Origin of the sequence: Peribacillus sp. FSL R5-0717 (assembly GCF_038002945.1) — a bacterium.
In the GTDB taxonomy this organism is placed as follows: domain Bacteria; phylum Bacillota; class Bacilli; order Bacillales; family DSM-1321; genus Peribacillus; species Peribacillus frigoritolerans.
The window spans coordinates 3,295,372-3,319,549 of record NZ_JBBOOF010000001.1; the positions used below are offsets into that span (position 1 = coordinate 3,295,372).

General features: G+C 37.2%; 6 protein-coding genes. All 6 read left to right on the forward strand.

Features of this window, described 5'->3' with window-relative positions; translation table 11 throughout:
* The first annotated feature begins 8 nt into the window (after positions 1 to 8).
* The 6 genes from NYE65_RS15985 (at position 9) to NYE65_RS16010 (ending at position 23,974) form a co-directional block, all read left to right on the forward strand.
* Entirely contained in the window at positions 9 to 7,541 is a 7,533-nt protein-coding gene (locus NYE65_RS15985; RefSeq protein ID WP_340861231.1) for an amino acid adenylation domain-containing protein, read from the forward strand.
* A gap of 10 nt (positions 7,542 to 7,551) precedes the next feature.
* On the forward strand, positions 7,552 to 7,818 hold the full coding sequence (locus NYE65_RS15990) for a phosphopantetheine-binding protein (protein ID WP_053533736.1): 267 nt from the start codon (positions 7,552 to 7,554) through the stop codon (positions 7,816 to 7,818).
* A 26-nt stretch (positions 7,819 to 7,844) separates the two neighbouring features.
* Complete coding sequence (locus NYE65_RS15995) at positions 7,845 to 12,563, forward strand: amino acid adenylation domain-containing protein (RefSeq protein WP_340861232.1); 4,719 nt, start codon at positions 7,845 to 7,847, stop codon at positions 12,561 to 12,563.
* 79 nt (positions 12,564 to 12,642) lie between these two features.
* Positions 12,643 to 20,322 carry an amino acid adenylation domain-containing protein gene (locus NYE65_RS16000; RefSeq protein WP_340861233.1) on the forward strand — a complete coding sequence of 2,560 codons (7,680 nt, stop codon included), beginning with the start codon at positions 12,643 to 12,645 and terminating at the stop codon, positions 20,320 to 20,322.
* Positions 20,319 to 23,222: a non-ribosomal peptide synthetase gene (locus tag NYE65_RS16005; RefSeq protein ID WP_340861234.1), complete on the forward strand. Its 2,904-nt coding sequence runs from the start codon at positions 20,319 to 20,321 to the stop codon at positions 23,220 to 23,222. Before NYE65_RS16000 ends, NYE65_RS16005 begins: the two co-directional genes overlap by 4 nt.
* Positions 23,222 to 23,974, forward strand: a complete 753-nt coding sequence (locus tag NYE65_RS16010) for a thioesterase II family protein (protein WP_328176602.1) — start codon at positions 23,222 to 23,224, stop codon at positions 23,972 to 23,974. The genes NYE65_RS16005 and NYE65_RS16010 overlap by 1 nt, the downstream gene beginning before the upstream one ends.
* Positions 23,975 to 24,178 lie beyond the last annotated feature (204 nt).

Sequence of the window (24,178 nt, forward strand, 5' to 3'; positions counted from 1 at the left end):
GGAAAATGATGAATATGAATTCTTTAGCGAATTTATTTGAAGAAAGTGTCAGGCAATATGGAGACAATATTGCAGTAAGAAATAAGGGTATGCAATTTACATATAAAGAAACGAATATCTTGGCAAATAAAATGGCAATGTACTTAAAGGACAAAGGGATAAATAAAGGGGACAATGTCGGAATCTATATTGAAAAATCCGAGCAGGTTTTATTTTTGATCATAGCCCTGCTTAAATCGGGTGTTACTTATGTACCTATCGACCCTAAAAGTCCTGATGAAAGAGTAAAGCATATAATAAAGAATTCAGAATTGAAGTTATTAATTGGGGATAAAAGCCGGAATGGCGACATTGGTTGTAATTATGTATCCATTGATGAAGTGATGGATAAATCAAAAGGTATGACAGGTGAGAATGTACATACTTTAATTGAACCAGAAGATCCAGCCTATATCATTTTTACATCGGGCTCAACAGGAAAGCCTAAAGGAGTTTGTGTTTCACATGAAAACGTCATGAATTTGTTTTATGGCTGCGACGATTTGTTCGAGTTTACTAATAAAGATAAATGGACATTTTTCCATTCCTACGCATTTGATTTCTCCGTATGGGAGATGTGGGGGGCTTGGATATATGGCGGAGAAGTTGTTGTGGTTTCATTTGAAGAAAGCAGAAATCCAATATCCTTTGTTGAATTATTGATAAATACACAAGCAACCGTTTTTAATTGTACGCCAAGCGCCTTCTTCGAAGTGAGTGGTGAGCTCATAAATCGTCAAAATGAATTAAGTTTAAAATACATTATTTTTGGAGGGGAAGCATTAAACTTCAAGAAATTGGCGCAGTGGTTTTCACCCGAAAATGGCAGGCTGCCAAAGCTAATAAATATGTATGGAATAACTGAAACCACCGTTCATGTAACGTACAAAGAAATCGCTAAGGGTGATGTTGAAAAAGGAATGACCAATATCGGAAAAGTCCTGCCTCATCTTGGGTTCAAAGTGATGAATCAAAATGGAGAAGAAGTAACTGGAGATGAAGAGGGCGAGTTATACGTTTCAGGAAAAGGTGTATCGCTTGGCTACTATAAAAACCCGATGATGAATGAGATGAAATTTACGGATATCGATAAAGTCCGCTACTATAAGTCAGGGGATATAGTGAAACTGTTGGATGATGGTGATCTGCAATATATCTCCAGAAATGATGAGCAAGTGCAGCTAAGAGGTTTCAGGATTGAATTAGGGGAAATTGAGAGCGCGTATAATGAATTGCAAAACATCAAGAACGCAGTTGTTACGATGGATAAAGCGTTTAATGATGATATGCATTTATTTTTATACTATGTTGCTGATGAAGAATTAGCTGCTGATTATTTGAGGGAAAGTGTAAAAAGCTCATTGCCAGCGTATATGATACCAAGCTTTTTTATCAAGGTGGACAACATCCCCCTAACTGTAAATGGAAAACTGGATAAATCTTCATTACCAAAATTCATAATAAAAGACCGTGAAACTACACCGGATTTCAAGAATCCAGCAGATGAAACAATAAGTGAAAAAGTAAGGGAATTAGTGGTTAGCATCATAGGCAATGGGGTTATAAAAAAAAACAAGTCGCTACTTGAAAGTGGAATGAACTCATTATCGATAATGAGATTGATTGTCAATATTAAAAAGCAATTTCATATTGAAATTGCTCCTTCCGTTTTATTGGAAAACGATACGATTATGAAATTATCCGAAGTCATAGAAGCTCGTCAAAAAGAAGAGGTAAAGCAAGATTATACACCTATCCATATCAATGCCAGAAATACATATCCTTTAACATATGAGCAAGAAAATTTGTGGTTCATTCATCAAACCAATGTAGACAAATCATTATATAACATCGTTTTTTCGTATGAAATAGCAGGTGAAGTGAATGAAGGAAACCTGGAATTATCGTTAGATAAGCTAAGCAATAAACATCAAATCTTAAAAAGTGTCATTAGGGAAGAAGCTGGAAGGGGCATCTTGGTTTTCGATGAGTCGATTCATCATGATATTAATTATTTCGATGTTTCGGATCTTCCTTTAGACATGCAGGAAGAAAAAATGAATCACTTTGTGAAGGAAGAAACGGAACGGCAATTTGATTTAGTAAATGGTCCCCTCCTATCAATTACGTTAGTGAAGAGGAATGAAAGTGAATATCAATTATTATGTAACATCCACCATATTATTTTTGATGGTTGGTCGATTCCATTATTGATCAATGATTGGTTTTCCATTTATGAGGAAATCGAGAATGGCGACCGATATGATAGAGATAACCAATCAATCCAATATGGAGATTATGCTTTATGGCAAAAAAACTCACCAAATTATGTAACAGGTAAGGATAATGAGTTCTGGAGTAATGAAATAACGGCATTACGGCAAAAGTCTTTTTTACAATATGATCATCAAAAAACCGGAGAAGGTAAAAGCACGTCCGATATTATCAGCTTTTTGTTACCTAAAGAAATTCAAGACAACCTGGAAAGTCTTCATAAAAAAACGAAATCGACTTTGTTCATGAGTTTACTTACCGCCTATCAAACCTTTTTATCGGTTTACTTTGATGAAGAGGAAGTTGTCGTCGGCAGCCCTTTGGCGAAGAGAAACCATGTGGATACTGAACAATTGATAGGATATTTCGTCAACACCTTACCCTTTAAATTACATGTATCTCAGGAAGATTCATTTGAAGGGATTTTACGAAAAAACATAAAAAATATTGCAGGTGTTTTTGACCATCAAAATTTACCTACTAAGGAGATTTTGAAATATTTATCGGCAGAAAGAACCATGGAAAATACGCCATTGTTCGATACAGTATTCGTCCTGCAAAATAACCAAAAAGGAAAGCTGGCATATAGGAATTTCAAGTTAAAACCGAAAAAAATCAATACCTTTAAAGCTAAATTTGATTTGGTTGTTCAGGCAGAAGAAATGGATGAGGATGAATTACTCATTTCGTTTGAATATAACAAAGCATTATTCAATAAAACGACGATTCAAAGAATGGCTAGTAATTTTCAGCATTGGCTGTTAGAGATTACAACCAAGGCAAGCAAGCGGATAAAGGACATTACCTACTTAGAGCCTGCACAGTTGCGATCATTAATCGAAATGGGGACAGGCAATGTAACTCAAGTAGTGGAAGATCATCGTTTTGAAGATGTAATAACCAGGTTTGAGAATAAAGTGAGTACAAATTTCAATGATGTTGCCATTGTTCATGGTGATGATCAAGTGACGTATAGCGAGTTAAATGTCCGGGCAAATCAGGTGGCACAACGCTTATTCCTAAATCATGTAGGTGTAGAGGATAGAATTGGGATTTTTATGGATCGATCGATCAATATGGTTACGGCCATTTTAGCCATTATGAAAGTTGGGGCGGCATATGTGCCTTTGGACCCTTCACAGCCAGTGTCACGGTTGAAACATATGATTGAGGATTCTCAAATCACATATTGTTTAAGTAATGAAGAAGGACTTCCAAAGTATCCCGGTGATGAAGGAAAACTTTTATGTATCGAAGACATACTAAAAGAACCAGAAATTGAATGCACAGTCGATTCAACAAAGATATCGGAAAGTGATCTGGCCTATATCATCTACACTTCAGGAACAACGGGAAAACCTAAAGGGGTCATGATTGAACATGGAGGGTTGGCCAACCTCTGTAATTGGCATATCAATTATTATTCAGTAGATGGAAAGGATGCAGCAGTACTGGTTTCGAATACATCTTTTGATGCTTCCGTTTGGGAAATATTCCCTTATTTGACGAATGGGAATAAACTCCTGATACTGGATTACTATGATTTATTGGATGTAGAGATCCTTTCGGAGAAGATGGAAAAGGAGAAGGTCACACTCGCGTTTTTTTCAACGGGGCTGCTCGAGCAATTATTTATTAACGATATGAAATTTCCAGAATCAATCAGAGCCATTTTGACAGGGGGAGATCGTTTAAAAACGATACCCGATCGTTTGAGCTTTGATTTATATAATAATTATGGTCCAACGGAGGGCACTGTCGTTGCAACAGCATATAAGGTACTTCCAAGTGATGATACAGTGATTCCGATCGGAAAGCCAATCTTAAATGCAGAAGCATACGTGTTCAATTCCAGGTTGAAGCCTGTTCCCAAAGGTCAAATAGGCGAGCTGTATATCGGCGGGAAAGGCATTGCAAGGGGATATATAAATAATCCGGGGAAAAACGATGAAAGCTTCATTCAAAATCCGTTCAATTCCTCAAGGAAACTATATAAAACTGGAGATTTGGTTAAGTATGCTGAGGATGGAAATCTACTCTTTGCAGGCAGGGCTGATGACCAAGTGAAAATACGCGGATATCGTATCGAACTTGGGGAGGTCAGTGCAGTTCTAAATAAATGCCCTGGTATAAAGGATTGCTTTATAGCGATAAAAGATGAATCTAAATCGAAGAAATTCATCATGGCCTATTATATCTCCGACAATGACCTTGAAGAAAATTATATCCGGGATTATATGAAGAATCATCTTCCCCATTATATGATTCCTTCTTATTTCATTAAAATGGAGTCCTTTCCGCTAACCGTTAACGGCAAAGTGGATGCGAAGAGCTTGCCGGATACAAAAATGAACCCGGAAGGAACTAACAGTAAAAGTGTCATGAATGGAACGGAACAAAAATTGTTAAAGATATGGAAAGAGGTACTGAATAATCAGGAAATAACCATCTTTGATAACTTTTTCGAATGTGGAGGAGATTCCATCCTAAGCATTCAAATTTGTTCACTTGCCAAGAAAGAAAATCTTCTCATCACATCAAAAAACATCTTTGAAAAACAAAGTATCGAAGAGCTGGCAAAGGTTGTGGAATTGACGGGCGATGTAACGATAAATCAGTCTGATGTTTTTGGAAAGGCACCATTTACACCTATTCAAAGTTGGTTTTTTACTCAACAAATAAATAATTTTAATCATTGGAATCAATCTGTAACGTTAAAGGGCTACCCGCAATTGAATGAGAAACGGCTGCAAAGAATCATGGCCCATATCGTCAGACATCATGATGGGCTCAGATCAAGGTTCAATAGAGAAGAATCATTTTCGCAGGTGGAAAAGCATATCGGCCCGTCTGAAAATTGGACTTTGAATTACGTAAATCTATCAAACCTGAATAAGGACCAGCAGGGACGGGAAATAGCTAGACTCGGGATTGGTGCACAACAGGGCATCAACATTTCAAACGGACCACTAATGAAAATAGTATGCATCAATACTGGGCAAAACGAGCATGTAATCATTTGGATCATTCATCATTTACTTGTTGATGGGGTTTCCTGGAGAATCTTGATCGAAGATTTTGACCGGCTATATATTCAAGATATAAACAATCAAGAACTAAAACTGGATAATAAAACGACATCATATAAGGAATGGGCGAATAACCTCAATGAATATAAAAATCGCATTCCTTTAGGCATTAAAGAGCACTGGCTGAATGAACATGAAACGGTATATGAAAACGCCCTGGTTAAAACAGGAAATGTTTACGATGGAAAATCATTTGAAATGAAGCTGAATAAAGAGATTACAAGCAAAATCTATAATGATATGACAAAAGCGTATAAAGCATCTATCGATGAAATATACTTATCCATTTTCGCAGCGCTAATCGGGAAATATTTTAATAAAAAAGATATTCATTTTACTTTGGAGGGACATGGTCGCGAAGAGTTATTTGCAGGTGTCGATCTGTCCAGGACAGTAGGCTGGTTTACGACCATGTGCCCGGTTTATATAGAAAATAAAGAATCGATTTCGAACACGATTCAAGGTACAAAGAAAAAATTAAGGACCCTGCCTAATAAAGGGATTGAGTATGGGATCATAACCGAATTATGCAACGAGACACATATGAAACAAAATAGGCCGATCATCAGTTTCAATAATCTAGGTAGATTTCACCAAAACAATGAATGGGCTGCAAAAGAGGTCACCTTTTTTAGTGAACAAGATATTCAACATAATTCCTATACCGAACATGAAGTCGATATCGAATTGCTTGTAGTGAATGAGGAGCAAACCATAAAAATAAACTATAACAGACATTTCGTAAGAGAAGATTTTGAGCAATATATGCAACTCAATATGCCGGAATTGTTACGGACATTGGAAGAAGAAACAAGGGGAAAACAAATGTACCGTCCGGAAGACTTTCCATTGGTGGATATGCCTGAAGAGGAACTTAACCAACTATTGCACAACGAAACAGGCATTATTGATATTTATGAATTGACGGCTTTGCAAAAAGGGATGTTGTACCATAGCTTGTTTGATAGTGAAAGCAGCCAGTATAAAGTGCAGCTCATTTTTGATATTAAAGGTTTTCTGGACGTCGAAAAATTAACCAATGCCATTGTGACAACTGCAGGGAAACATGACATTTTAAAAACCAAATTGTATTCAAGCAGAAAAGGGGTATTCTACCAACTGTTAATGAGTTCCATGGATACCGAGATTGAATATGAAGAAATGATCGATCATCAAGAGAAGTTGGAAAAGTTGTTAGCAGATCAATATAAGATCATTGATATCGAGAATAATAAGCTGAATCGCTTCATGATCGTTAAGCTTGCGGAAAATCAATACCAATTAATATGGACATTCCATCATATTATTATGGATGGCTGGAGTTACTCGATGGTGATTAATGACATTTTTGCTGCTTATCATTCAATAACACCAACATCATCCGTGAGTCCTTCATTTAAAAAGTATGTTGAATATATGAAAGATTATACAAGTAATAAGGAACTGCGGGACTATTGGGCAGGAAAGTTGGAAGGTGCCCGGAATTCCGGATCCAGTTTAATGGGAGTGCAAGAAGGCGAGGGGTACATTGAGAATAGGTATTTGAAAGTATTGGATGAGGAATTAAGTGATTCCATTCAACGATTCTGTCAGGAATACAAGATTACCATGAATACTTTCTTTCTAACCGTTTGGCTAGCTACTTTGAAAGAAGTAAAAGGTACGGAAAATGTATGCTGCGGCGTAGTGACATCCGGCAGGAATATTCCTATCCAAAATATTGAGGCAATGGTTGGTCCATTTATCAACACTGTGCCGTTCATCAAGCATATCAGCCACGAAAAGACCTACATGGAAATACTGGATGAGGTTCAAAATGAATTTTTGGAATTAAGTGCCTATGAGAATACACCTTTATCAGAGATTTATGAGTGGGCTAATTTGGAAAACCAACTATTTGAATCATTATATGCTTTTGAAAACTATCCGATGAAACTAGCTAATAATGATGAAATCAATGTGAGTTTGAAAGAAGGACGGGAAACGACCCATTATCCAATCGTCATCATCATCACCCCTGGTTCAAGTGTTCAAATTAAATTTAATGAGGCAGCGGTCAATCCAAAGTTAAGGTCATCCGTACTTTCTATATTTAATCAAATCTTAAGTGAAATGCTGGAAAAATCGAAAGTGAAATGAGGGGAAATATATGGAGACAACAATTGCGGTGAAGGAAAGGTTAATTGAGGAAAAACTTATTGGGTTTTGGAAAGAAATTTTAGAACAAGAGACAATAGATACAGATTCCAACTTCTTTGACTTAGGTGGGAATTCCCTTTTAGCGATGCAATTTATTCAAATGGTGAAGAATAACCTGGGAGTGAGATTACCAATCAAGGTGATGTTCGAGCAATCCACCATCAAGGAACTATCTGTACTCATCAAACAATTGGACGATATGCATAAGTTAAGTTGAATGGAAAAGAATTGAGGTGTTTTTCTATGAACAGGATGATCAGTGAAACGGAAAATAGGCTATTAAACTTGATTTCAATTGTTATTGAACCTTTAAAACTATCACTAGTAGAGGACATGAATGAATCACTAAGCACAAGTGAAAAAAAAGATGAGTTTTTGTCTTCGATAAAACAGGAGTTTGGTATTCAATTAACACCGGAAATCATTTCAAGTCAATGGAATATAGAAAAACTGGCAAGTTTTCTAGACATGCTCCTCGACATGAGGGAAGACGAGGTAAATAAGCCTTATAAACGTGGGAAAAGTGAAGGAATGCTTTCTCATAATCAAGATAGAATGTATCTGTTCGACAGCCTGGATGAAAGGAAAATGCTCTATAATATGCCATTTAAATTCATTTTAAATGGCGTTGTGGACATTGATGACCTGCAACAGGCATTAGATTTCATGATTGAACGCCATGAAACTTTGCGAACTAATTTCAAAGGAGAAGAACATCAAATCCTTCAATTCTTATCAAAAAAAAGCCGAAACATGATTGCCTATGAAGACTGCCGGGGATTAGATCCAGAAGTCAGCGATATAATGGTCACCTCCCATCTTACTGAAGAAATGGAAAGATGCTTCGACCTGGAAAATGATCACTTATTTAATATGAAACTATTTCGAGTTGATGAAGAAAAACATTATTTGGTATGCAATTTTCACCATATCATTTTTGATGGAGTATCGTTTGTCACCTTTTTCGAAGAGTTATTGGAGATTTATGAAAGAATTCAAACAGGCAGGGTTGGGGATATTCCCCCTCTGGACATGCAATATTTAGATTATGCTGTCTGGCATAAGGAGTGGGTCAAGGAAAGTACGCCAAGCCAAAGGAGGTTTTGGGAAAGTTATTTAGATCAAGAGGAAGAAGCATTAGAACTTCCGTTTGACTTTCAACGTCCAAAATCACCTTCATACTCAGGCGAAAGACTGGAAATGGCCATAACGAATGAACTTCGTGCATGGATTGACAGGGTTTTAAAGGAGAATGGTACGACTTTATATGCTTTTATGATGACTGCCTATCAAGTGTTTTTAAGTCGGTATACCGGAAAGAATCAAATCATTGTCGGGAGTACCGTGGCAAACCGTGGCCAAGAAGAATTTGCCCGGACAGTTGGATGCTTTGTCAATACGCTGCCATTGAAGCTGACCGTTGATCCATCAGAATCATTTCATGAAATATTGAACCGGAATCGTAAAGTGATTTTGGATGTATTGGAACATCAGGCTTTTCCATTTGAAAAAATCGTTGAAATCATTAATCCAGACAGGGATCTCAGTCATTCCCCATTGTTCCAAACAGCTTTGGCAATGGAAGAAAGCTTTGATGGGAACTTTAGCAACGCATTCTTCACTCTTGAACAAGACAAATTCGAAATTCCTTATTCAAATTATGACCTGACTATAAAGGTGAAGGGTTCTCATGACTTAATCCTGGAATTCGAGTATTCCGATGAACTTTTCAGGCGGGAAACAATTGAAAGACTCATGCTGAGTTTCGAAAAATGGTTATTCCAAATTTGCAGAAATACGGATAAACCTATCTGTCATCTGGAGTATTTAGATGACAATCAAATGAATCAATTGTTATTTGAGTGGCAAGGTGAGGATTCGGATGCGCATCAAAATGAGACGATCACCTCCATATTCAAAGGAATCGTTAAGAAGCATTCAAACAAATTAGCCGTAGCTGATAATGGTCAGGCCATTACTTATTCGGAATTAGATCAAAGATCGAATGTGATTGCGAAATTGGTCAGGAATCATACCGAAAACGGTTCTAATAAGGTAGGCCTGCATGTAAACAGATCGATTGATATGGTAATCGGCATGTTGGGAATCATTAAAGCCGGGTGTGCATACGTTCCGCTTGATCCTATGATGCCAGCTGAAAGATTGGAATATATCGTCAATGATTCGAAAATGGATATATGCATTACGAATCAAATTGAGGCTCCTGCCATTAAAAAAATAGCTAAGGTGATTGATCTTGAATCCGTACATTACGTGGCTACCAAGTGCTGTAACGAATCTATTGCACCTTCCGATCTAGCTTACATAATCTATACTTCGGGAACTACAGGAAAACCAAAAGGTGTCATGTTGTCCCATAGAGGCGTAGTGAATTTAATAATAAGCCAAAACAAGTATTTACAACTTGATGAGACCTCAAAGGTATTACAATTTGCCACTTTTAATTTTGACGCTTCTATATATGAGATTTTTGGAAGCTTATTAAATGGTGCAGAGCTGCATATCGGGAATAATAAGGAGGAAATGTTTGATTTATTCGCATTGGAAAATCAAATCAAAAGTGAAAAATTAACACATCTAGTATTGCCGCCAGCAGTATTGCAAGAGCTCAATATAGAGGGCTCCCATGTGAAATTCGTCGGTTCAGCCGGGTCTGAATGTCCATTAACCTTGCTGGATCGCTATCAAAGTATAAATTTCTATAATGCCTACGGTCCAACGGAATATTCAGTATGGACCACGTTTGAAATGTTTAAAGCGTATGAAAACGATGGGACTACCAACAATAAAGTCTCGATAGGCAAACCCATCCTGAATACTGACGTTTATTTATTGAGTCCTGAGCAAAGACTCGCACCAATCGGTGCTGCAGGGGAAATATATATTGGTGGTGAAGGGTTAGCTGTTGGATATGTGAATAATGATGATTTAACAAAAGAAAAGTTCATTGAACATCCTTTTAAAGCTGGAAAGCGTTTATATCGCAGCGGTGACCTTGCAAAATTCACGAGCGATGGTGAGTTGATTTTTCTGGGGCGTAAAGATAATCAAGTGAAAATCAGAGGTTTCCGTGTCGAAGTGGATGAGATTTCGGTCAACCTCAATGCGTATCCGCAAGTAAGTGACTCATTCATTAAGGTTCAGGATCAGCCAAACTTAAATAAACACATAATCGCTTATTTCACATCCAAACAACAAGTTGATTACGATCACTTAAAAGCATTTTTAAAAGAGAGATTACCAAGTTACATGATTCCTTCATTCTTTATGCAAGTGGACAAATTTCCGTTAAATGCAAATGGGAAAATTGATTCAGCACTTCTTCCGGTACCCGTAACCAGAAGCAATACATTGGAAGAACCTGAGACGTTCAATGAGAAAGTGCTTCTTCAAATATTCAAAAGTGTCTTAGGGTTGGATGACATCAGTATCCGGGATAACTTTTTTGAACTTGGCGGAGATTCCATTCAGAGCATTCAAATATGCTCACTAGCAAGGCAGGAAAGTATAATCATCAGTCCAAAATCAATTTTTGAAAATCAAACGGTAGCAGAGCTGGCAGCGATAGCGAAAACTGAAAACAAGGTCATGATTCAACCTATAGCCACTAGAGGGAATGTGGAACTGACCCCCATCCAAGAATGGTTCTTTGGGGAGCACACTGCTTCCATCAATCATTGGAACCAGTCCATTGTTTTTAGTGAAGATTCCTGTGCTCAAATGGAGGACATTGAAAAAATTCTATCACATATCGTGGAACATCATGATGGATTGTTAACCCTATTTGAAAAACGTGACGATAAATATATCGGGAATATAGACTCCGAACACAAAACATGGGAGTTAGTCTATAAGGATATACATCATTTGGATGAGGAAACGCGAATAAGGGTGAGAGATGAATGGGAAAGTAAGGCTCAAGGATCATTGGACATAAGTAATGGACCGATCATGAAAATGCTTGTTTTAAAAGAACAGCCGAAAAAGTATCGCTTCTTTTGGGTAATCCACCATTTATTGATTGATGCCGTTTCCTGGAGGATTTTACTTGAGGATTTCAATACTCTCCATGATCTGGCATTAAACAATCAAACAGGAAGGCTTGCTCATAAAACATCATCATTCAAAGACTGGTCAAACTTCTTGAAGAAATACAATGAATCGTTGATGGACCCTGAAACACTCCGTTATTGGGAACAAAAAACAAAAAGTGAAATAACGGATTTTAAGTTAGCGGAAGACTTTATAGCTAAAGAAGAAAGAACGATGGAGAAATCATTCAGTGAGGAAGAAACTGAATTCTTGATCCAGGAATTATCAAGGCAATCAAAAGCGACTGTGGAAGAAATATTGTTGTCATTAATCGCAAAGGGTTTGAAACAATCATTTGAAGTGAAGAACTTCTGGTTGGAAGTAGAAGGGCATGGCAGGGAAATGGTGGATGAAACAATCGATGTTACTAGGACCGTTGGCTGGTTTACTGCGATGTATCCAATATTGCTGCATTCAGATGGGACGTTTGACGATACTTTAAAAAACACGAAGAATGCTATAAGGGAAATCCCGAATAAAGGTTTTGATTATGGCGTCATCAAGTATTTACGATCTGGGGTCATTCAGGAGCCGGATATCTACGTTACTTTTAATTACTTAGGAAGATTGGATTCTCAATTTGAATCATCCAATAGCAGGGACTTTGGTGAGTTTGAAAATAAACCAAAACTGCATTTCCTGTCATTTATCCAGGATGGAAAACTAATCATAAAAATAATTTCAAAATTAGCCGAAGAAAAGATGCATCTAATAATGGAAGCTATTGGTGATATTGTCATGGAAATCAAGGGAACTGAATTTGACCAAGGTTCTTTAATAGAAAGTGATTTCCCGGATGCGATGCTCACTGAGGAAGATTTGTTTCATATATTGAATTCTAACAAATAAGGTGATTACTGGTTTAATAGAATGATTGTGGTCAGCGGGTATGGATGACACGAAGATAATGGAATCGGGAGGCGCAAAATTGGAGAAATCTATTCAGAATATCTACTCATTAACTCCGCTTCAAGAAGGAATCCTTTATGAACTGGAAATGAACAATTCAACAGAGAACCTTTACATTTCTCAAATGCGAATCAGGATAACGGGCGCTCTTGAAGTAGCTGCACTGTTCGAGGCGTGGAGTCAGGTTGTAGAACGACATGAAGCATTAAGAATGAAGGTCATCTCTAAAAATATTGAAAATAATGTTCAGGTTGTCTTCAATACAATGGAATATCAACCAGAATTGATCGATATGACAGAGTTGAGTGAGCATGAACAATTAATGGAAATTCAAAGAGTGACTTTCGAATCCCAGGAGATGGAAGTTAATAACTCCAATTTGATGAAACTCCAGTTAGTGAAAATTGGAGAAAATCAGTTTAACTTGATTTGGACTCATCACCATATAATTTTGGATGGCTGGAGTACCAGCATAGTCATCGATGAACTCTTTGTTATTTACAGCCGAATTGTAGGAAAAGACTCCAAAGAACTTATTGAAAAGCCAAAGCAATATGGAGATTTTATCCGGTATATGAATAAAACAGATGTGGAAGATATAAATCGTTTTTGGAAAGAGCTTGCAAAGGATATTGAGCAGCCGACGATCACATTTCCCGTCTTGAAACATGTGAAGGAAAACCACCAGGACAATGATCTCTTCTGGGAGCTGGATAAAACACAAAGTAAGATTTTAAGAGAGTTTGCCGCTAAAAACCATGTAACGCTTAATGTATTACTGCAGTTAATTTGGTCAATCGTCCTAAAGGAAATGTCCAATCAAAATCGAATCGTCTTTGGAATCGTCAGCTCTGGCAGGTCGAACAACTTATTCAAATCGGAAGAAATCGTTGGGATGCTCATTAATACGATTCCTATGATAGCTGAAATAAACGATACAGACAGCGTTACCGATTTACTGAAACGATTCCAGGAAACATTGAACAATATGCTGGATTACTCTCAAATTTCTTTAGTGGATATCAAACGGCATACGAAAATAAAGAAGGAAGATCCGATTTTCGAAACTTTATTTGTTTATGAAAATTATCCGGAAGCGAAAGATGAAGGCTTTAGCATTAACTGGGAGGTCGAAGGCGGAAAAGAGTCACATAGCTTTCCGTTATCGTTACAAGCCCAGGATAATAAAGAAACGATTACATGCAAATTGTACTTTAATACCTGCTTCTTACAGCGTTCGCTAGTATATGATATCCAATCAGCCTTCATGCAGGTTGCCCATCAAATTACTGATGCTCAGCAAATTGATGAAATATATGTGGATATTGATTTTTCAAAACTAAAAAATAATGTGAGTAAAGACGATCAAGCAACGGATGCCCACTCGTTCACATCCACATCCGTTAATCAAGGACTTAAAGAAATATGGCAAGAGTTTTTCTTGAACAGCGATATTAATGGTGATTTCTTTCAATTGGGCGGGCATTCGATAACAGCCATGAAAATGGTGTCTAAAATAAATAAAAGACTTGATGCGAATATGAAATTAGCTGATTTGTTTGAAAATCCTACATTGAAAATGCTAAATCATAAGATCTTTCCGGAAATGAGTACACCTCCAAGAAATGAAACGCAGGTCGTTTCTTCTTTCGTGGAAAAGACATTTTTGGAAGTCTTATCAACAAGTCAAATCGATAAAGATGCCGATTTTTTTGAAATGGGCGGACACTCGATTTTAGCCATGAAGTTATTGACCAAATTAAACAAAGAATACAATCAAATTCTAACTTTGAAAAATATTTTTCAAAATTCAACAATCGATTCGTTGACGGACTTCATCATTAATGAAATTTCAGATCATGACAAGGAGCACATAGAAGCGCAACAAGAAAATCATGTTTTATCCAGTAACCAAGAGGCTTTATGGTTCAACGAAAAACTCAACGGTAAGACAGCCAATTATAATATCCCTCAGAAATATAAAATTACGGGAACAGTGGATACTTCAATGCTGGAAAAAGCCTTAAATCATGTCGTTACTAGACATGAGATTTTGAGGACCACTGTCCGTGAAAACGCCGGTAAAGGCTATCAGGAAATCAGGGAAGATTTATACATTAAAATAGATGAAATCGATCTCTCTGCGTTAAAGCCCGAACAGCAAAAGACTCGTATGCTGCAAATTGAAGACGATGTCCAATCGGAAATTTTTGAAATTGAAAAAGGTCCTCTCCTGACAGTGAAACTTGTTAAATTGAGTGAAAAGGATTTTGTTTTATTTGTGAATCTCCACCATTTCGTTTTTGACGGATGGTCAGTGAGTATATTTTTAGATGAATGGTTATCGTTTTATGACAGTGAAGTGAATGAAAAGGAACTTATCCTTGGAAATGACTTTAAACAATATAAGGATTTTGCATTAGAGCAGAAAAACTGGTTGGAAAATAACATGAAAGAAGAATCGCAATTTTGGGAAACAAACTTAGCTGGGGAATTACCTAAATTGGAGCTTCCTTTAGATACGGTTCGTACAAAAGAAAATCGCAATGATGGCAGTAGTTTTATAGTGGAACTATCAAGGGAAGAGCTCCAGGGTTTAAAGCGGATGTCCCTGGAAAAAAACTCGACATTATTCATGACACTGCTAACGATGTACCAGTCTTTCCTAGCAAAATATACAGGTCAAAACGATATCATCGTTGGTAGTCCTTTGGCGAATAGAATGATTGAAGGGACAGAAAAATCGATAGGTTATTTTGTCAATACACTGCCCTTTAGATTAAAGCTGGGACATGAGGAAACATTTGAAGAGATACTCCAAAGAAATACAGGCCATATCATCGATATCTATGATCATCAGCAAATGACATTGGAGAAAATCGTTGAAGTCATTAACCCTGAAAGAAATTTAGCAAGCACTTCTTTATTTCAAACCGTCTTCATTTTACAAAATAATGCCAAAGCTGCATTGGAAAGTGAATACATAAAGCTAACGCCTGAAGTATTAAAATCAAAGGCAGCAAAATTCGATTTGAGTTTAGCTGCAGAAGAATATGAAGATAAGCTATTATTCGCCTTCGAGTATAATTCAGGGATCTTCAATGAACAAACCATTCAATCATTAGCTGAAAATTTCCTGGAGTGGATCAGGAAGATTACTTATCAGCCTGAACAATCCATTGACAAGGTATCCATCGTTAGTAAGAAGCAGGAGAAAGTATTATTGGAAGAATGGCAGGGAGAAACCATTCGCTTTGAGGGGATCAATGACACAATCCCACAAGCCTTCCATAAAGTTGTTGAGCGATTTCCTGATAAGATAGCCATTGTTGATGGTTCCAAAACCATTACATATCGCGAATTGAATGATAAGAGCAATCGGCTTTCACACTATTTACTAAGCAAAGGGATTTCTAAAGAAGAAAGAATCGGAATTTATGTGAATCGATCAATTGATATGGTGACAGGGATGTTGGCAGTAATTAAAGCAGGTGCTGCGTATGTTCCATTGGATCCTCATTATCCTAATGAACGATTAAGCTATATGGTTGAAGATTCGTCCATTTCCTATTGCTTGAGTCACAAAGAACTCGGAAAGAATGGTTTGATTGACCCATCCAAAATAATATATTTTGAAAATATTGAAAATGAACCGGATTTGTTAATGACAGAGAATCTTCACATTGCGGATCAGCGGGACTTAGCATATGTCATTTATACCTCTGGAACGACAGGCAGGCCAAAAGGAGTCATGTTGGAACATAGAGGAATCATTAACTTAGTTCATAACCAAAATAAAATGATGTGTTTAGATACATCTGCTAAAGTGCTGCAATTCGCTACGTTTAATTTTGATTCATCCGTCATAGAGATTTTCAGCACACTATTATTCGGTGCCGAGCTGCATATAAGCGTAGATAAAGAAAATCAATTTGACATGAGTAAACTTGTTGAACAAATTAAGCGTGAAGGAATTTCTCATATCATTTTACCGCCTGCTGTGTTGAAGGAACTGCCAATCAATGTTTTGAGCACGCTTAAAGTGTTGGGGTCTGCAGGTTCTGAATGTCCAGTCGAGCTCGTTTCGAAGTTTAAGCATATATCGTTTTTCAATGGCTACGGGCCTACTGAATATTCGGTGTGTACAAGTTTTAAAATGTTTCCCCCGAATGAGGATGCTACAGATGAATTCGTTGTTTCAATTGGGAAGCCACTGACTAACACGGTTGCACTTGTGTTGGATGAAAACCGGAAACTAGTGCCGGCAGGAGCGGTTGGTGAACTTTATGTCGGAGGAATTGGGTTAGCGAGGGGATATCTGAATAATGAGAGCCTGACAAATGAAAGATTCATACCCAATCCATTCAACCCTGCTGAAAAAGTATACAGAACCGGGGATTTAGTTAAGCATAACAAAGCTGGGGAATTAGTTTATATAGGCAGAGCGGACGACCAAGTGAAAATAAGAGGATACCGTGTTGAACTATCGGAGGTTAATGTTTCATTACGAAAACTAGCAGAAATCAAAGATAGTTATGTAACGGCAATGGAAGATGGATTTGAGAATAAAAGGCTAATTGCTTATTATACGGTGAATGATGAGGTTTCGGTGGATTCAATCAGAAGAAGACTGAAAGAAACACTGCCTGCTTTCATGATCCCTGCTCATTTTATGCAACTGGATAAATTCCCTTTGACGCCGAATGGAAAAGTTGATCGGAAATCCCTGCCGAAATGGACGGAACAGTTGGATGAGAGGAAGAAAAGAGTGCCGGATGTGCAAGAGCTGTCCAAAACTGAAACAGAGCTTCTGACAATATGGAGAGATGTATTAAACGATCCCGCTATAGGACCGGAAGATAACTTCTTTGAATGTGGCGGTGATTCAATCATCAGCATTCAAATATGCTCGGCTGCAAAAGAAAAAGATCTATTTATAACGCCTAAAGATATATTTGAATACCAAACGGTCCGTGAGCTAGGGAATATTGTAAATGAGCTGGAACAAAAACAAGTGGTCCAAGAAAAAATATCAGGTTATGTACCGTTGACGCCTATTCAATCTTGGTTTTTTAATGAAAATCATGACAATATCCATCATTGGAATCAGTCAGTCGTTTTGATGAAAGATCATGCATTGGCGACCGAACAATATAAACAAATCATCATGAAATTAATTGATCAGCACGACATATTAAGGACATTATTTGAAAAACATGGTGATTCTTATATTGGCAATATATCAAATGCTGATACGGCATGCGGTTTTCATGAGTATCATGTTTCCAGTTTTACAGATGAAAATAGTCTGAAAGTAATTAAGGAGCTGGAAGAAAACGCCCAACAAAGTTTAAACATACACAACGGCCCCATGATGAAGTTCCTTCTATTCAGGGATCAAAAGGACGTAAGGATTTTTTGGGTGATTCATCACCTTGTGGTTGATGGTGTTTCGTGGAGGATACTTCTTGATCATTTCGAAAGATGCTATCAACAGATAAAGAATGGACAAGAACCATCACTGCCTTTAAAAACGACTTCTTATAAACAATGGTCCGAGAAACTGAACGAGTATCAGAACACTGGCCTACCGGAAGATGCCGTTCAATATTGGGAAAAGGAAATGAATATACCAGTTTCTCCGCTGACGCATAGCTTAGGTGAAACATGTGATTTTGAAAACATGTACAAAATACAAGTGGATGAGGACCAAACGCAAAACCTCATTAAAAACACTTTAAGAAAACATAAAACGACGATTGATGAGGTTTTATTATCCGTTATTGCCCATTCAGTTTCCAATATAATGGGAATTGGTGAATTTTGGCTCGATTTAGAAGGTCATGGCAGAGAGGATATTGAAGATGATATTGATCTATCAAGGACAGTAGGATGGTTCACCTCCATTTATCCAGTAAGGATTAAAGGAATGCCGTCTTTGGGCTCAACCTTGAGAAATACAAAAAACAGATTAAGAAGTGTGCCAAACAAAGGGTTTGACTTTGGAATCCTAAAGTATATTTCCACTCGGAATCATAACTATCCAGACAGCCTTGTGAGTTACAACTATCTAGGTCAATTTAATAACACTGGTGATATGGAACAAACCAATAGCAGCAATATCGATTTGAACTATACATTTCCATATAAGCTCAATTTTGTCGCCAGCATCGTAAACAATAGGCTCATGCTGAATATTATTGGCGATAGCAACAATGAAAACTACCAAATGATATGTAAAGAAGTTGAAGTACACTTAAACAATATTTTAAGTGGAAGCGCAAATTTGAATGACTCCATTGTCGAAACGGACTTTCAAGCTGAGAAGATAGTCGATGGAAGTACGATCACCCATTTCATTAATAAGTTTAATAACATTGAAGAGATTTACCCAGTGACATCACTTCAAGAAGGGATGTTATTCCATAGTGAAGTAACTCAAAGTCCTGAATATATTTCACAGCTATCCATTGATTTAATAGGTGATCTGGACTTGGACAAATTGGAAGAAGCATGGAATGAAACCTGTAGAAAATACGACGTTCTTAGATCCGTTTTCAGGCGCAATCAATTGGGGGACCGTTACCAAATCATACTAAATGACATTTATTATGTGTTCAATCATGTGAATCTAACGATGTTTAATGAGGACGAATCGGCATCCAAGATAGAAAATCTTTTAGAGCATAGCAAAAACAGACAAATGGATTTAGAGAATGGTCCGCTCATGAACATCACCTTGATCCAGCTATCGGATCATCGCTATAAATTCATATGGACACATCATCATGCTTTAATGGATGGCTGGAGCCTGCAAATCGTCATTAATCATTTTTTGGATAATTATCGAAACCCATCCAATATGGTAAAAGACAGTGATGAACATAAGATTGCCTATAAGCAAGTAATGAATCATGTCAGGAATATGAATAAACAGGATGAAGCAGCTTTTTGGAATGAAGAATTGAGGGATTTTGAACAAGTAAAAGCACTAGTAGGTAAGAAAACGGATAAGGAAGCTTTTACAGCGGATAAAGTTATTGAATATAGCCTGCCTGAAGAGCTTACCGATAGATTAATAGAATTATCCAAGCGGCATAGAAAGACGATCAATACCGTTGTTCAAGGAGTTTGGAGCATCGTTCTATCGTACCTAAGTGAGAGCGACTCAGTATGCTATGGGGTGACAAGCTCGGGAAGGAACCTCAGCATTCCGCATATTGAAACAGCTGTAGGCTTATTGATCAATACTCTGCCATTCTCGTTGAAAATCGATTGGGATGATGATTTGCAATCCTATCTTACTGCGATTCAAAACAAGCAATTACGAATGAGAGAGTATGAGTTCAGTGCACTTACGGATATAAAGCGATACGCTGAAATTCCTTGGGATAAGGAATTATTCCAACATATATTTGTATTCGAAAATTATCCGAGCACAGAACTGGCAGAGGATTCACGAATCATGATCGAAAATTCAGTCGGAAGTGAATCGACCAATTTTGATCTTACGTTCTCTGCGGCTGTAGTGCAAACCAAGCTGCATTATAAAATCATTTATAAAGAATGTGAATTTGCCGAAAATGAAATTTTACGTTTTATGGATTCCATGCAGGAAATATTCTTAAAACTAACAGAAAATGAAACACTGCCATCTATTGAAAAATTAATAAATCACTTGAAAGTTGGGGCCCGATGATAAGTAAATCGATGACGACGAATAAATTGATGTCAATAACTGAAGCTTTTAAAAAAATCGTGGAAGATAATCAATCAAAAGCGGCACTTTGCGAAAATGAACGTCAAATTACTTATAAAGAATTAGACATGCTTTCAGATAAGCTTGCCAAAAGGATCATAGATCTGGGGATTCTAGAAGAAACAATGATCGGTATTCCAAGCAAAAGGTCCATGGAACTGATCATAGGGATGCTTGCCATAATAAAGTCAGGCTGTTGCTATGTTCCAATCGACGAAAATTACCCATTAAAAAGATTGGAATATATGCTTGCAGATACGGATATGAAGTTCTTCTTATCGTTTAATGGTCAAGAAGGGAAGCTCCGGGAATTGGATATTGAACCAATTCCATTTGAGATGAATGAACTAGGCAGGGACTGCCATATCCCCGTTAACCGTTCCTCGGAGAATGGTCTTGCATATGTCATCTATACATCAGGAACGACCGGAAAGCCAAAAGGTGTAATGATAGAGCATAAAAGTGTAGTCAATTTAGTACTGAACTCTGAAATACTAGAAATTAACGAAAATAATAGAGTGGCCCAATTTTCCAACCCATGTTTTGACGCCGCAACCTTTGAGATATGGGGAGCTTTATTGAATGGAGCGACTTTATTCCTGATGCCGAATGAGTTCACTTCTTTTGATGATTGGAAAGAAGCGATATCCATTGGAAAGGTGGATGTAGCCTTTTTTACGACAGGTCTTTTCAATGCAATGGTAGATGAGGATCCATTAATTTTTAAAGGATTAAAGAAAATTGTGGTTGGCGGAGATAAAATCTCGGTTTCCCATGTGAGAAGATTGAAGCAAACAATCGGTCATTTATCCTTGATTAATGGGTATGGACCAACTGAATGCACGACTTTTGCCATTTGTCATGAGGTCGAAGACAAAGATGCAGATGTTATTCCTATTGGAAAGCCATTGAGCAATGTAGAAATCAGGATTCTATCTGAAGGACTAGTCGAGGTAGCAGATGGGGAAATAGGCGAAATCTACATTGGCGGTCAAGGGGTCATGAGAGGCTATTTAAATCAGCCGCAATTAACGGAACAAGCGTTGATCAAGGATGATTTGAATCAGACGAAGTGGTATAAAACAGGTGATCATGGCATCCGGTTACAAAATGGTGAGATCCTGTATAAAGGTCGGAAAGACAGTCAAGTGAAAATTCGCGGTTTTAGAATTGAACTGAATGAAATTCAAGACAAGCTTGATAAATACATGAAGATTGAAAGTTCAGTCGTTGCTGTTAAAAACATCAATGATGAAAATTATGTGATCGCTTATTACAAACATGAAGGTGAAAAAGCGGAAAACGCTGAAAAGGATATTAAAGATTATCTGAACAATGAATTGCCGAAATATATGATTCCCCACTTTTTTGTCAGGGTGGATGATTTCCCGCTTAATGCCAACGGTAAAGTCGATAAAGAGAAATTATTGGAAATGGAGATCGTGCAAAATAAAACTTCCTTAGCCAATCAAGAAACTGGAAAGAAAAAAGAAGTATTGGAGATTTGGAGAAATGTATTAGGAAATCAAAGTCTAGGATTGGACGACAACTTCTTTGAACATGGAGGCCATTCCATTTTAGCTACCAAACTGGTCTATGTAATGAAGGAAACTGTACTTCCTGAAGCCACTTTACAAATCTTATTGGAAAATAATACAGTGAATACATTTGTTGAAGCACTTGAAGTCGACTATTCTTGCAGCATGGAAACAGTGATGGAAAAGGATTCCGTGCTCGATCGAGAATTGATGGAGAAAATAAGGGAAATATCAGCTAAACCCGTTCAAATTGAAAAAAATATGATGATTACAGGTGGAACAGGTTTTTTGGGAGCACACCTATTAAACAAATTATTACTGGAATTGGAAGATGTCAAAATCTATTGTTTGGTTAGATTTCCTTCGAGAAATAGATTGAAAGATACTTTAATGAAATATGGTCTTTGGCAGGATGAATTCGTAAGTAGAATCGTTGTAATTGAAGGGGATCTTAGTAAACATCATTTCGGTCTGGATGATGTGACATACGAGAAATTAAGCAATGATGTTTCTCATGTGTATCATGTCGGTGCTGAAACGAATTTCTTCGAGCCGTATAGCAAATCAAAAATATCGAATGTGGATGGTGTAGTGGAAGTTATTAAGTTTGCTTCATCATCCAATCGTAAAAACATTTATTATGCATCAACGCTTTCTGTCTTGACTGGAGAAAGGAAATGGGACGAGGAAGACGAATTGGTTTATTCCCCCGATTTAATGATCGGATACAGCCAGTCCAAATGGGTTGCCGAGAAATTGCTTCTTCAAGCAAGGGAACTTGGACTGACAATCGATATTTTCCGGTTAGGCAGGATTTCATCTAATTCAAATGGGGTTTGGAACGAGAAGGATATGTTGTACAAGGTTTTTGAATCATTTATTGAACAAAGGATATTGCCATTTAAAGAGGAAATTCATTTTGAATTGATGCCAGTCGATTTTGTAAGTGAGTTTATTTACAAAATATCTAGATTGAAAGAGAATCAGAAGCTCGGGATCTATCATATGTTCAATGATCAGAGAGTTTCAAGTGAATTCGTGACCTCCTTCTTCGAAAAAAATGAAATACCTTACTCCAATATGGATTTGGAAGAGTGGTTACAATCTTTAAAAGAAAAGACACAATCTAACGAGATTCATTCATTAAGTGCTTTGTCCCAGTTAATAGATGAATCAACAAAATTAAAAGAGTCGGAAATCCTGCAAGGAAAAACCAAGAAGGAAATGGAACTGCTATCAATGAAAATGCCGGAAATCGATTCAAGGTATGTTGAAAGCTTTATGAAGTACATGTTGAAATAATGGATCGTAAGAGAAGGGGGATGGAAGGACTGAAGAAAACACTTTTTTGTTTCCCTTATGCTGGGGGAAGTGCATCTTTTTATAGAGAATGGAAATATGACGATGATGTGATAGAGGTAATCCCGCTGGAATACCCTGGACATGGCAGTAAATATAGTGAACCATTATGTGAACATATGACGGATTTGACGGATATATTATTGAAGGAAATGGAAACGAAACATCAAATGAATTCACTGGAAAACATCTCTTTGTTTGGACATAGCATGGGTGCGATCGTAGCCTATGAAATTGCGGCAAAATTAGAAGAGAGAGATGATAATAAAGTTGAACATTTATTCATTTCAAGTAAGTCGTCTCCAAAATATAAAGTAGACCAAATCGATTGCTCTAATACAAAACATTTAAAACAATCGCTTGAAAAAATCGGGGGAACAAACAAGGAACTCCTGGAAACGGAAGATTTCATGAATATATTCCTTCCGATAATCCAGTCCGACTTGAATGTATTAGCCAACTATCACCATGAAAAAAAACGCGATAAAAAGGTGGGAAACAAAGCCGTTTTACTATTGGGATCGAATGATACCGTGACGAAGGAAAGTATCGAAAGCTGGAATGAATACATTGAACATATTGAAGGATTGCATATATTAAAGGGTGATCATTTCTATATAAAGCAAAACCAGGATATCGTTTTAAAAATCATTCAAGAGTATGTACTTAATAGTCGTTGTGAAGTTCTGATATAAGATAGCGGACTGTCTTGCACCAAAACTTGCTCTAATGTAAGCATTCGTTTGGATACCAATGAAACCCAATCTTCATCTAAAAAAGGACTGATTTATTTCAGTCCTTTTTACTGTAGACAAATTTAAAAAGCTCCAGTTATTTTCAGAAATCCACTCCCACGGCCGACTGTCTGCTAAGCTTCCTCGACGGAAGCGTTGTGGGGT